Origin of the sequence: Richelia sinica FACHB-800 (genome assembly GCF_014698825.1) — a bacterium.
Classification (GTDB): Bacteria; Cyanobacteriota; Cyanobacteriia; order Cyanobacteriales; family Nostocaceae; genus FACHB-800.
In genome coordinates, this window is record NZ_JACJTT010000013.1 from 105,936 (window position 1) to 119,733 (window position 13,798).

General features: G+C 39.7%; 8 protein-coding genes. 4 read left to right on the forward strand and 4 right to left on the reverse strand.

What is annotated here, in order from left to right:
• The first annotated feature begins 41 nt into the window (after positions 1 to 41).
• Positions 42 to 476: a ferritin-like domain-containing protein gene (locus H6G73_RS11855; protein WP_190604598.1), complete on the forward strand. Its 435-nt coding sequence runs from the start codon at positions 42 to 44 to the stop codon at positions 474 to 476.
• Between the two features lie 66 nt (positions 477 to 542).
• Complete coding sequence (locus H6G73_RS11860; protein WP_190604600.1) at positions 543 to 1,490, forward strand: FTR1 family iron permease; 948 nt, start codon at positions 543 to 545, stop codon at positions 1,488 to 1,490.
• 514 nt (positions 1,491 to 2,004) lie between these two features.
• On the opposite strand, the gene H6G73_RS11865 is transcribed toward H6G73_RS11860, so the two are convergent.
• From H6G73_RS11865 to H6G73_RS11880, 4 genes are all read right to left on the reverse strand, one after another.
• The gene (locus tag H6G73_RS11865; protein WP_190604602.1) at positions 2,005 to 2,319 is read right to left on the reverse strand and encodes a nucleotide pyrophosphohydrolase; all 315 of its coding nucleotides are present in this window, start codon (positions 2,317 to 2,319) and stop codon (positions 2,005 to 2,007) included.
• Positions 2,312 to 4,507, reverse strand: a complete 2,196-nt coding sequence (locus H6G73_RS11870; protein ID WP_190604604.1) for a tetratricopeptide repeat protein — start codon at positions 4,505 to 4,507, stop codon at positions 2,312 to 2,314. The genes H6G73_RS11865 and H6G73_RS11870 overlap by 8 nt, the downstream gene beginning before the upstream one ends.
• On the reverse strand, positions 4,507 to 5,019 hold the full coding sequence (locus H6G73_RS24800) for a phospholipase D-like domain-containing protein (RefSeq protein ID WP_190604605.1): 513 nt from the start codon (positions 5,017 to 5,019) through the stop codon (positions 4,507 to 4,509). The genes H6G73_RS11870 and H6G73_RS24800 overlap by 1 nt, the downstream gene beginning before the upstream one ends.
• 128 nt (positions 5,020 to 5,147) lie before the next feature.
• Positions 5,148 to 10,103, reverse strand: a complete 4,956-nt coding sequence (locus tag H6G73_RS11880; RefSeq protein ID WP_190604606.1) for a DEAD/DEAH box helicase — start codon at positions 10,101 to 10,103, stop codon at positions 5,148 to 5,150.
• Positions 10,104 to 10,486: 383 nt separating this feature from the next.
• Between H6G73_RS11880 and H6G73_RS11885 the strand changes: the two genes are divergently transcribed.
• On the forward strand, positions 10,487 to 11,581 hold the full coding sequence (locus H6G73_RS11885; RefSeq protein ID WP_190604607.1) for a DNA sulfur modification protein DndB: 1,095 nt from the start codon (positions 10,487 to 10,489) through the stop codon (positions 11,579 to 11,581).
• A 161-nt stretch (positions 11,582 to 11,742) separates the two neighbouring features.
• Positions 11,743 to 13,695 carry an NACHT domain-containing protein gene (locus H6G73_RS24985; RefSeq protein WP_190604608.1) on the forward strand — a complete coding sequence of 651 codons (1,953 nt, stop codon included), beginning with the start codon at positions 11,743 to 11,745 and terminating at the stop codon, positions 13,693 to 13,695.
• The last annotated feature ends 103 nt before the right edge of the window (positions 13,696 to 13,798 follow it).

The following is a 13,798-nucleotide window of genomic DNA, read 5'->3' on the forward strand; positions in this document are numbered from 1 at the left end:
AATTGCTCTCAACTTGTAATTCTGCTGAACTTAACAACATAATGCGCGAGCTTGACCAACAAAAAACCATCGACCTACTCAACGCCATCATGGAATTTGAACTAGCGGGGGTGGTTCGCTATACCCATTATTCCTTGATGGTAACTGGCCCAAACCGCATACCCATTGTAGCTTTTTTCAAAGCTCAAGCGAGTGAATCTTTACTTCATGCCCAACAAGTAGGCGAAATTCTCACAGGCTTAGATGGACATCCTACATTGAGAATTGCCCCTATGGAAGAAACTTTCAAGCATACAGTCAAAGATATTTTGGCAGAAAGTTTATCCCATGAAAGAAAAGCATTGGATATGTACAAAAGTCTCCTAGAAACTGTGACTGATGCCAGCATTTATCTAGAAGAATTCGCTCGTGGCATGATTGGACAAGAAGAGATGCACAATCTTGAACTGAAAAAAATGTTACGCGATTTTAGTTAATCGATAAATTCTCTGGGTGGTCAACTCCACCCATTGTAATTCACACCTGTTCAACAATAGCTAACGATGAATTTTAGTATTGCTTTACCCACTTTTGTCATTACTCTCCGAGAAGGAGTAGAAGCCGCCCTAGTCGTTGGTATTGTTCTTGCTTTATTAAAAAAAGCTAAACAATCTCGATTAAATTCTTGGGTTTATGCTGGTGTTGGCGTTGGTATTTTAGTCAGCGCTTTAATAGGTATTTTATTTACTTGGATAATTAAATTTTTAGGCTCAATTAACCCTCAATACACCTCCATTGTTGAACCGCTCCTAGAAGGTGTATTTGGTGTATTGGCAATAGTTATGCTCAGTTGGATGTTGATTTGGATGACTAAACAAGCCAAATTAATGAAAGCCCAAGTGGAAGGAGCAGTGACAGATGCAATTTCACAAAATGCTAACGCCGGTTGGGGGGTTTTTAGTTTAATTTTAATTGCTGTTGTCCGCGAAGGTTTTGAAACAGTTTTATTTGTAGCCGCAAATTTTCAACAGGGGTTAATTCCCAGTTTAGGAGCAATTGCGGGTTTAGCTGTAGCTACAGCCATTGGTGTACTTTTATTTAAATGGGGTGTCAAGATTAATATTCGCCAATTTTTCCAAGTGATGGGCGTTTTATTAGTTTTGATAGTAGCTGGTTTGGTGATGTCTGCCTTACATCATTTTGATGAAGCTATTGCCAATTTTTCTCTAGGAAATAGAGCATCAGAAAATCTGTGTTTTTATTACGAGCACTTTACGAAAATTCATTCCTGTATTTTAGGGCCAATGGTTTGGAATACAGAGAAAATTTTACCTGATGATGCTTTCCCAGGAATAATCCTCAAGTCATTGTTTGGTTATAGAGACCAGATATATATAGTCCAAGCAGTGGCATACCTAGGGTTTTTAATCAGTATTGGCGGTCTGTATTTCCGCAGTTTGTCCGGTAGTAGTAGCCAAAATATGAAAAAATTACCCTTAGTGCAAAAATAATCAACAATTTCCAGCAAATACCCCTCTTCTGTCACTTTCCGGTTTTCCTACTAATAAAAAATCCCAAAGAGACGTAATATCAATCGTTTGATGTTTCTGTAGCCACAATTTTGTCATCTTTTACCCTTGTGGAAATTATACTCCGAAATAACTGAGCCATAGCCGCAGGCTTAAGCTTCGCTTATCGCTTTCCACACAACTGTTCCAGAATTGAGAAATGGCAAGTGTTTTCGGAGACTGACAGAAGAGGGATATCCCTCTTTTGTCACTTTCCGGGAGGGCAATCTCTGAAAGCTTTATCAGTCCATCCATACAAGCTATCCTATTAGAAAAAAATGGGTATTACATTTGTGATTAGCAAAAAATTGTGCCATCGCTTCCTATGCAAAGACTCTAGAATTCAGAAATGGCAAATGTTTTCGGAGAGTGACAGAACAGGGTTAAGTCCCGCTCCTGAAAATTAGCAAGCAGTTTGCTAGATATAGCTATCAAAAATTTTTTCGGTCTACTAAATTTAATATCTTTCCTTATCTCGTGTGGTGTACTTGGTCATCATCTGCTCAAAAGCCTCCTGTAAATCAATGCCTTGGGAATTAGCTAGGCAAATCACAGCAAACAAAATATCAGCAAGTTCACCTGATAGTTCTTGAGCCGATTCGCTATTCTTCTTTTTCTTGGGGCCATACAGATGGTTAATCAATCGAGATGTCTCACCCACCTCCTCAACTAGTCGAGCTAACATTTCGTGGGGACTCCAGTATCCCTTACCTACTTCTAATACCCAAGCATCAACTTGTTGTTGAACTTCTCTGAGTGTATAATCAGCCATTTTGTTGCACCTTATTAAGAATTGCGCGAACTACTCCACTTTTGCCACGACAAGCGAGAAAAAATACTTCGCCTGTTAAAGCGCCATCTTTTTTTAAGTCAGATATGATTTGGCTTAAATCATGACCCATATATCCAGTAATTACTGCAATCAGATTACAGTTGCTTATTTGTGCCTGTACGTTACTACGACTTATATATGCCTCACTTGAGGGAGCAACCTCAATATAATTTTGTAATCCGTAATTTTCGCACAATTCACGGATGATTTCTCGTCTAGTTGCTTGGTGGCCACCGACCAGTGCAAGACGTATGGATGCCAAGTTTTGAGTTGTTGATACTGTATTTTCATCTAAAGCGACTTGTACATCCAACTTAGAAGCGTCAGCACGAAGTTGTTGGCGATACTTAACAAGGTCATTTGCGAAATCTGAGTTAAGACAGAATAAAGCCAGTTTCAAATCTTGAAAAAAAGATGCTTCGGCTTCTCCTTGACGTAATGCGTTATCTATTTCAGCGATCGCTAAACCAAAGTAATCATTTGCTAAAGTTGGACGTAAAGTGGGTTGTAAATTAATGTAGCCTTCCAGCCCTTCAAGTAATTCAAAATACTGTAGTGAACTGATTTTTTGTTGGAAGGCAAAATTTCTTAAAATATCTAATTCTTTGTTTAAGGATTCCCACTTTTCCTTGTTAGCGAGCCAATCTAGCCAGTCAGCATAAGCCTTAATAATCCCTTGCGTATTTAGTAATTTTTTCCATAAATCTAATCTATCTTTTAATATTTCTTCTGCCTCTGGTAAATCCAGCAAGCGTACTCCAGCCAAATTTACACATTCCTCATAATAACTAAGTTTCTGCTCGTCATCAATATTACCAAAACCATCTAAATTAGCTACTCTGGCTATTAAAGCGCGGTCTTCCAAGGTCAACTTTTCATTAGATGTTTCTAGAAGTATTTGATATACCTCTCCTGCTTTTACTGGATCACCTACTGTAGCCCATAATTTTGCTAAAGGTAGCAGGATTTGAACGCTACGTTCCCCTCCTTCCCAAGCCTTTTCTAGAAATTCACTGGCTTGGTTTTGTTGCCCTAAGTTATAAAGAGCAGCACCACGCAAACCCGACAACGCGGGTGATAGTTCAGAAATTACACTTGGCAATAATTCCGTTACTTCTTGGAAACGATAAGTATTTAAAAGTAGTTCTGCGTAACGTTGTTTAACTTCTTCTGTTTGTTCGGGAATGGATTGATATATTTTTAAAGCATCTTCTGTATTATTAATTGATATATAAGAATCCGCTAAAATTAGTATTACATTAATAGCTTTGGGATAGTTTTGTTTGAGTTTCTCAAGTTGGGCAATACGTTCGCCTGGCTCAATTTCTAATAACCCTGCTAATTGTTCGTTGAGTGTAGCTCCTTCTATTTTTGGTGGATTTTCTTGAGAAACCAAAGGCAACTGCAATAGTTTCCGCACTCCGTTGGCTTGGCGTAAACGCTCTAATTCAGGTAAAAATTCTTGTGCTAATGCTTGTACAGAACCTAATAACTCTTGTTTTTTTGTTTGTTGATAATATTGGAGATGAGCAGTTACTAACTGCTCTACCAACCTTCCAGAAACAGGTAAAGCTAAAATATTGCTATATTTAGCTTTGCAAAGTTCTACTAATTGTTCATGCTGTTCTGTCTTGGCGTAAAGAGCAATTAATGTTCGCAAAGCGTTACTATCATTAACATCAGCTTGCCGAAGCAAATAGTTTTCAACTTCAGTAATACGTCCAGCCGTAATTTTTTGTTCAAGGATATTTTGATTAATTTCTTGGACTGAACTGATAGGATTTTGATAGTCGCTATTTAATTGTTTGATGGCTTTGCGAAATAGATTTTGCCATGTTTTAAAGTCTTTAATACTTGGTTCTTTTTTGACGCTATTAACATTATTTAAAGCTAAAATATTAGCGTTAATTTGTAGCATAGCACTACTGACGTGATCTTCTGTAGCATTTAGGTAGATAAAATGGGTATAATTTTCATCAATCGAAGACATCAGGCGAGTTACTTTAAAACCAGCTTGTCTGATTTCTCGATGAATTTCTTCTGCTTGAGTTTGACTATTACATAGCAAACGTAACCCCACTTGGTCAGCACTTCCCAGTTTTGCATTAATTTCATATTGAAACGACATTACAGTGGCAACCCTTGTTCAAAATGCTGTATGCAAACTTGCCGCAACTGAGCAATACTTCGTTCGTCATGATTGTAAGTGTACAACTCAATGTTTTGATTGACACCTCCTGCGGTCAAATTCAGGGAACCGTCAACTGCACCGTAACGACCAACATAGGCTTTGGCGTGCAATTCTGAGAGGATTCTTACCTGAATGCGATCGCTTTTGTTGCTCAGTTGTCTTAATAAAGGATGATATTCTTTATCGCTACCTATTGTGATGTACACTTTACCCCCATTGGCAGCCATTTGATGCAGTATGTCAAATAGATGTAGTGCTTCCTGCTTTGTCTCTACAATTTCCCCGAATGAGACATAATAGGGTTCTTCTAAACGGAAATTTGTAACCCAAGGTGAGACAATCCAAAATTCATAACTGCCCTCTAGTTGTGATGCTAAAATCTCATTGAGTAGAAAGTTGTAAAACATTGCCTGACCACTGCGTTGCAATTGCGTTGATTGCTTTGCCACTGGCGAAACCTCATACTAATTCAAAATTCAAAATTCAAAATTCAAAATTCAAAATTCAAAATTAAGGAAATCAGACGTAGCATAGGTTTGGACGTTTGCATTTGTATCATATTTTTTGCGAAATGGTATTACTTAATGGTACGAACTGTTACTTGAATTACAGATGCTTGGCTTGGTCTTAAGTCGTTAGAGTATATGGTTTGAATATCGGTAATCATGGGGTAAACCATACCGATATCTGTGTCGATACCTGCGTCTGTCAAGTAGCTAATTGTGGCGCACAGGGATGCAAGATTATCGGTTTTCACCCGTAGGTAAATTGTTTGACAACCATTTTCCAGTAAGGAGCGCATTTTGTCGCAGATGCTAGCACCGCTTACAGTATCATCTAATTCTAGGGTTTGAGGGGTGCGAACCTGATTTAACCATTCGGTAAGTAGAGGACGGTTAAGCAGGTGACGGCTTAAACCAGGGGATTCGATGTCACCACTACGGTCATCTAGGCAACTGGAACAGTTGCAGCGACAATTTAACAGCATCCGCCGTTCCACCCCTGCTTCAAATGCTTTACGTGCTTCGTTAGCTGAATCACCATATTCAGTTTCGTAAATTTCCAGTAAACGTGTTAACTCTGGATAGGGTGGTGCTTGATTGTCACGTCTAGCTTTTACGAGTTTGCGGTAAACTAGTGCCGATGCTTCAGTGAATGTGGGGTCACGTCCTAGCTGTTCAGCACAATCAGGAAGAAACTCGTGGTTAATTTCCCGGAAAATACGCCAGTTAACCAGGGGAGTATCCCCTAATTGCTGATTGTAGTCGGGAATAAAAACCCGGAAGATAGCTTTGAGTTGGGTTTGGCGCATAGGTACACCCAGTTGTTGCCGTACCTGTGCCATTAACTCTTCAATTTTATTTTGGCGATCGCTAGATTTACCTGCGGTTGTAATTTCACTCACCCTAGTTGCACATTCCTCTAACCAAGACTCAGGTTGTGCTAACAAATGACGCAAAAACGCTTCCTCTTGGGCAGTTGTACAGCGAGTCATTTTGTTAGCAAGGGTTGTCCAGAATTTATCAGGATGGTTGCGTAGCAAGTCGTGGGTTGCCCGCATGACACCAATACCCCCCATACCAATTTCGTACAACCAAATTCGGTCAGCCGCCATTCCTTCAAAGTCGGCGTGTAACTCAGTCCAAGCTGCAACATAATTTAGTGCCTCAACACCTGCAACTTCCTGTGCTAGAGACTTTAAAGCTTGAGTCAGACTATATTGAAAGCTGTCGCGTAAGTATTGCTGATAGCGCAAACCACAGCTATGAATTTCTGCATACAGGTTCACAAATATTGATAAGTAATCATTACTACTCTCTATTAATTGGTAAACAGCTTGTTGATTTTTCCGGGACAACTGCTGTATTCCAGTGATTGCTTCTGTTAACCAACGGTCAAACTGCTTGTTACCACGAGTAAACCAATCACGCAGTCCGCCCGGTGTTCCTCCCTCTCCACCACACCATCTGTCTGCCATAGTCAGCAGCACATTAACAAGATATTCAGCCGCGAAGTAGTTTTCCTGATGTTCAACCGTGAGAACAGTCACGAAGGCATGGTGGATGGCATGGTAACACAGATTTTTCTGTGTCGAAGTAGATAATGGCAGCTTGGTTAGCAAATCGGGATTGAGGTCAAAACACACTCCCTCCGTCAATATTTTGTAGCCTAAAGCACAGTTGTTTAGGCTCTCCTCATCTGCTGTAAAACCCACAACTCCACGAATTTCTTCTGTTTGTGAATTATGGAATTTAATCGTGTATTCACTTCCTAAAATTATTCGCCGTACATCCAACAAATTCAAATTTGCGGTTTCATCACTGTGAAAAACAATTCGTTGGATTAATTCTTGCCCTAATGGGTCGCAAGTAAGTGAGGGATGGTCAGGCTTAAGGGTATATGCGGGTGTGGGAGTATCACCCCTGACTGGGCGAATTGCTACCGCGCTGATGGCATTCGCTGAACAGGAGTGGGCTAATTGTTGCGTATCTTGGGCTGCATTTTCGGATGTCCGGTTTTCAGATAACTCCTTTGTTTCCGGGTTACACCACCAATATGATGAGTTATGGTCTCGACTAAACTGCCTGGGCTTAATTGCAGTAGGGCGATATAAATTCAAAAAGTTGGTACTTTTTTTAATGATGTCAACTTTCTTCAACGCGCGTGTTGGCAAGTTAACTGTGTTAGGTCGTTCGTCAATTCGATGAAATTTGTAGTACTGATTCAGGGGTATTCGGGAAGGTTCTCCATCGAAAATTTCTGGTGGTATCCAAGTTGAACCTTCACCACCACGAAATGTCACATTACCAGGGATTGTTTCGCTTACCGCCAAACTGATACTTTCGGAGTTAGGCTTTTTATTGGGGTGGTTATTATCGGGACGGTAGTCAACTTGCACCTCTGGCAAGTTAATATCAGAAAATAAATTGTCAGGTAAATGCTTGTATAATAAGTTTCTAGCTCTGACTCGATGGGTATCTTCACGCTCGAACTGAGAATTTACTCCTTTCATTAAGCCTTCGTAGAAAATTTGACACAAAAATCCTTCTGACTCATCGTCAAGTACCTGTGTGATGGCATCATCTGGTATTGCAAAAGTTTGTTTGAGATAATCTTTAAATTCCAGCAATACTTTGAAATCGATACTTTGCTCCATTAAATACTCGTAACCCTGCCTGGATAAATTATCGAGTTCCAGGTCGATACCAGCGCAACTTGCACGATAAGCTAACCAGTCGAAGAAAGCATAAAATCCATGTATTCTTTGCAGATATCGGTTTTGGGAATTGAGAGGTAGTTTTTGGAAAGTAGGGTCTGTCAGTATGTGTTCGTTACGAAACAAAAATAAATCAGTTGATTTATAGGGGCTAAGTACCGTAACTACAATTGGTCGCGTGCCGACTTTCCGCCCTCCTCGACCTTTACGTTGTACAAAACTAGCGACATTTGCAGGTGCGGTGTATTGTAAAACACACATTAAGGCTTCATCATCGTAACCAACTTCTAAGGCTGTTGTGGTAATGATTAAGTCGTCATTAGGCTCAATGGTAATTGAGCGATCGCTTCCCGTTTTCCGTTTAATATTTAGAGATTCTTGCCTTGCCTTATCTTTCTGGCTGAGTACCCACCAGCATTCCCCAGCTTGGAAGTATGGACAAGTCAAATCTGGGCTACTACTGTTATGGCAATCACAGTTATAAGTAAAATTGCCACCAAAGAAGTTAGGAAAGAGTTGCTGATTAAATGGTGGATATCGATAAGCATATAATGGAACATAGCTAATTTGCCTTTGGTCAAGAGGCGTTTTTTCCGATTTATATCTTTCTCTGACTCTGCATTGTTCTGGCTTTACTTTCTCCGCATCTTCCATCTGGTATAACCAGCGACCAGCAATATCTAAAGACTGCACAAAGCCAAATGTGCGATAACGTTTAAGGTCTGAATCTGCGGATGGTTGCGGCATAGTGTGTAGGACGCACATCGCCGTTTGAATTAAAGTAGAAATTACCGCAGTATCTTCGTTATCCTCAGCCCGGACAAAGATGTAACGTTCAGCACCAATGGTTTGCATTTCATTTTCTTCAGGATTTACCCGGCGAATGCGAGGGGTGGGTATACCAGATAACTCTGAAAGAAAATTTATTGGTTCGGAAATAGTCGCGCTTAGTCCTACAAATGCTAAATTACTTTGTTCTTGGCGATGCTGCTTACCTAAACGAATCCTGGCCATCAAGCGCCGCAGTAAGAGTGCTACTTGAGTTCCGGCTGTGGAAGTTTGCAGATGAATTTCATCTAACATGACAACGGAAGGCGCACAAAACTTGTCATTACCAAACAGGTATTGATATTTTGTTGATAACAACCGTCGATGCAGTGATTCTGTTGTAGCGATGAGCAAATCGGGTGGATGCTCTGCCATGATATCCCTAGAAAATTTTATAAAGGGATAGCGTTTATCACAAATCGGGCAGACCAAAGTTTTGGCATCTGTGGGACGGACAAGCAGTCGTTGTTTATCTTTTTTACAAGCTTGACCATCTGTGCCTACGCAGTAAGCAAAAGGGGACAGATAACCTGTATACTCGTCGTTATAAGTCCAACCGCGTTGTTTAGATAGCTTTTGTTGGCGATCGCTAGTTATATCTTGGAAGTCTCGGATTTGATAAACGGCTGCTCCACTTTCTACGCCAATTGTCAGTTCTGGAAGATTGTTCTTTGCTAAAACTTGGTTGAGATAAAATAATACTTCAATAAAATCAGTAAGTTGGTTTTCAGACAGCGCCACCCGTGGGTAGATGCAAATGGCTTTCACCCCTTCTCTACCTCGCAAGCAACGTTCTAGAAGCATTTTGGCCAGTACAGGTAAAAAGAAGGCGTAGGTTTTACCCGCGCCTGTACTAGCAGTAACTACAACACCTTTTTCAATACCTTCTTGTGCTTTTAACTCAATTGCTTCGAGGATTCTTTCCAAAGTTCGTTTTTGGAAGCCGCTCATCTGACGTAGCTTTGGTAGATAGGTGTCAATTACCTCTAAAAGCAGGTTAGCTGCTTGCTGTTGCTCTGTATTACCAGTATGTAACGGTTTCATGCAGGTTTGCACTGCAATGTTTCTTCGAGGTACACGACGAGAAGCGACACTAAACTTAATATCTGCCACTAAACGCTTGCTATTGCTGATGCGGTGCGCTGGTTTAAGGTTATTTTCTCTAACAATTCTTTGACGGAGTTTTGATAGCAGCCTGACAGTTTCTGCTATTCGACTGCGAAAAATCCAGCCATCAGGAGATTTTTCTTGGTTAAACCGGATAATTTGCAAGTCTTTTGCTAGTTGCGCTAAAGCATTTCTGATTGCTTCTGTTTTGTTTGCGGGGGTTAACCTGATGTCTTCAGAGGGTTGAAAATTATCAATTACTTCCACCCCTGTCATTGTTACATCGTAAATGCCATAGGCAACTTGTTCTGCTTCGCGTTGTTCAATGAAGGTAAGAACTTCATCAGCCAGTATTTTGAGATCGTTGGGGTCTAAGTTCATGGTTGTTGAACTCTAAGGTAGATGAACTTGGAGTTAGAGTTGGCTAATGTTATGTAGTAGCAAAGCTTTAGCAGCTATCACCCATTCTGTTATCCGTATTTTGAGCGGGCTATTTTGGCCTGTTCTAGTCACTCATCCAGTAAGTGGTTTTGCTCATTTGGGTTTTCCCAATCTTTAATGAATCTTCTGAAAGGAACACTGACCATATCCTGCACGGTGGGTGCAGCACTTTGATATTGGCTCTCAAGCGAAAGCCTATTTTTACATAAGGTTTCGTAGAGGTTTGCTTGCTGGATGAGCAATTTTCTCATCCTGTTAATATTACCATGTATACATGAGTACATGGTTGATTCGCAATAAATATTAAATTGGAGAAATCAACTATGGAACTTGTACTTCGGGCTGTATCTGTGCGTCGAGGTGTGCAAGAAATACATCAAAGTTATGTAGGCAGTCTGTTTTTTGGGGATGTAGTTCGACTGCTAGACGATGAGCGATTGTATATTCCTAATAGTCCAGACTTACCAGACTTAGCCCAGCGTAAACTCAATCCAACAAGAGTCAAGGCGATCGCTCGTTATATACTGGAAACTTATCAGGATGGGACGACATTTTTTCCACCCATTTGTGTCAATGTTCAACCATCACCCACTTATAGAGATGGCAGTCTCTATCTTCCTTATCATTCGGTTTCCCTACGCTTGACTGATGGTCAGCATAGATGTTTTGGTATCCGTCAGGCACTTAAAGATATCCAGCAGCAACAACCGGAGTTGGCAACTATCCTTTCCAATTTAGAAATAGGAGTGCTTTTATATGCTGGACTGCCATTGGAAGAGGAGCGTCAAGCCTTCCGTGACCAAAATCTATTAGTACAACGGCCAAGTGTATCACTGTCACATACATTTGATCAGCGATCGCCTACGGTATTAATTGCTAAAAGTTTGCTGCAACGAGTTCCCCAGTTCCGTAACAATGTGGAAACAGTGGAAAATGGCTTGGGTAAGCACAATCCTAAGTTGTTGACTTTATCAACTTTAGTCACTGCTACTCAACGTATGTTCCCTAGTTTAAAATCTGTTACCGATTTAGAACCTTTGATTGATTGGGCGACAACATTCTGGGCAGCAACCGCCAGCATTATTCCTAATGATCCTTGGCGGGTGATGAATAAACAGGAACGGGCTACCCAAAGACAAGACTTACTAGCAGTCAGCGCGGTTGTTTTTCAGGCTTTGGGTATGTTGGCGCATGATTTGTTAATAGAACGAGTGCCGGCGGAAGACTTGGTGAAGTGGTTGGGTAGACTGGGAGAAATAGACTGGCAACGCGACTCCCAATTGTGGCGAGAACGAGGTGTCACCCAAGTCGGCGCAAGCGGAGAACCAATTATTTCCAATACCAAGACAACTGTTGACGCTTGCCATCGGGTTTTACGTGAGTTTGTCGGAATTATTCCGGTGAGTAATGTATCGTGAAGGTGTCAAAATCAAGGAAAGGAGTATGAGGTATTATTGATAACTATAATGTTGAATAATACATCAGCAACATGACGGACTACAATCTCGCTGGATTATCTACACGCTCCTTTGAACAATTAATCCAAGCGATCGCACTCAAAGTAGTTAGTTCTGGAGTTGTGGTGTTTGGTGATGGCCCAGATGGAGGGCGTGAAGCTACCTTTAATGGCCTGACTCATTACCCATCTGAGGGGAATCCTTGGAATGGATATATTGTAATTCAAGCCAAATTTCGCCAGAAGCCCCAAAATCCACAAGAAGATGGTGAGTGGGCGCTGAAGCAGCTAAAATCTGAACTGAAGGATTTTGCTAATCCAATAAAAGGTCGTCGCCTGCCTGATTATTATATTTTCGCTACTAATGTTGTTTTAACACCTGTACAAGATAAGGGAAGCAAAGATAAAGCATACGATATCTTTGAGGAGTTTAAGGATAGCGTTCCTTTGAAGGGATATGATATTTGGGATTATGACAAAATTAGAGGTTTTCTAGATAATTTTGAGGATATTAGGCGAGCCTATGGTTTTATAACTCCTGGTGATGTTCTTGCCAAAATTAGCGACTTTATTGAACCACGCAAGGATTTATTTGCTGACAAGTATACCAACCCAGAGGATATTGAGGTACTGGTGCAGAAGGTGCGATCGCATTTCCACAAAACGATACAAAACGAGTGCGAAAACTTATGTACATTCAATCTCCTCTATTATCATATGCCGGGGAATCTCAGCCAAATATATGTGCAGACTACGCTGAATGAGTCGCAACCGTTTAGTTCAGAGGAGTTTAGTCCAGAACGGAAATTATGGGAAGAAGTAGTGGTAAAGAACCCTAAGTTGATGGTGTTGGGTAAACCAGGTGCGGGTAAAACTACCTTACTACAATATATTGCTGTTCACTGTGATGATATTAATTTTAAACCTCAGCCTATACCTGTTTTTATCAGTTTGAAAACTTTGGCTGAGAATGCTAAAAGTGCAGATGAAATTAGTTTAATCAGCTACATTCGCAAAAAATATTGCCGCCGTCATGTTTCAGAACAGGAATTAAAAATACTACTAGATAACGGTAGATTATTGTTTTTGTTGGATGGGTTAGATGAAGTTATTGAAGAGAAAATTAAAGCAGTTGTTAGAGAGATTCATCAATTAGTTGATGAGTATGGTGACAACCGATTTATATTGAGTTGTCGAAAAGAATATCAGGCATATAAATCTAGATTATTTGGTAATTTTAATTTATGTAAAGTAGCTGAATTTGAACAATTACAAATAGATAACTTTATTAAAAATTGGTTTGCAGGTAGTAATGATGGGACACAACTAAGCAAAGAAATATTAGCCAATAACTTAACTCATAAGCTTAAACTAGAGGAAAATAAACGCATACGAGAACTAGCTGATACACCATTGCTACTTCACCTCATTTGTTTAATTTTCATAGAAAGAGGAGATTTACCCACAAAAAAAGTTAAGATTTTCAAAAAAGGAATTGACATATTGTTAGAGAAATGGAACCAATTTAACGATCGTGCTTATTTGGATGTGTATGAGTTGAAGAAGACTTTACGAAAGATAGCTGCTATTACCTTTGAGCAGGGTATATCTTCTTTTGAAGAAGATGAAATTTTTCCATTAATTAAAACTAATATTTGCAGATTATCTGATATTGAGTTTGTGTCTGGTATTCTGAGAAAGAAAAATTGGCAAACGTATTCTTTTTCGCATCAAATATTTCAAGAATATTTAGCTGCTGAAGAATTAGTATATTCTGAATTAATCTATTCAAATTTATTTACACATATTACTGATAAACGTTGGCGAGAAGTCTTTTTACTAGCATTTTCGCTCATTCAGCAAGCAGATGAATATCTATGGATAATGAAGGAGAAAATCGACTTATTATTAAATCCAGAAAAAGAACTGTATATTTTTTTGAATTGGGTTTATGAAAAATCATTAAATATTACTTTAAATTCAGTAAAAGCTCGTTTATTTTATATTAGCCTTTATGTAGATTTTTTTATAGATACTGACATAAATAAATTAAGTGAATTTGAAATTGAAGAGTAAGGATTCAGGTGGTGGGGTATTGACAAGTGTGGTATGGGAAGCAGAATATAGCAATTATGGAAAAAGACCTGCCACCAAAACTAGACAGTGAAAGCTTAAAACA

Coding starts and splice junctions, on each gene's coding strand:
- H6G73_RS11855 (WP_190604598.1), top strand. CDS start 42: ATGCGCGAGCTTGACCAACAAAAAACCATCGACCTACTCAACGCCATC.
- H6G73_RS11860 (WP_190604600.1), top strand. CDS start 543: ATGAATTTTAGTATTGCTTTACCCACTTTTGTCATTACTCTCCGAGAA.
- H6G73_RS11865 (WP_190604602.1), bottom strand. CDS start 2,319: ATGGCTGATTATACACTCAGAGAAGTTCAACAACAAGTTGATGCTTGG.
- H6G73_RS11870 (WP_190604604.1), bottom strand. CDS start 4,507: ATGTCGTTTCAATATGAAATTAATGCAAAACTGGGAAGTGCTGACCAA.
- H6G73_RS11880 (WP_190604606.1), bottom strand. CDS start 10,103: ATGAACTTAGACCCCAACGATCTCAAAATACTGGCTGATGAAGTTCTT.
- H6G73_RS11885 (WP_190604607.1), top strand. CDS start 10,487: ATGGAACTTGTACTTCGGGCTGTATCTGTGCGTCGAGGTGTGCAAGAA.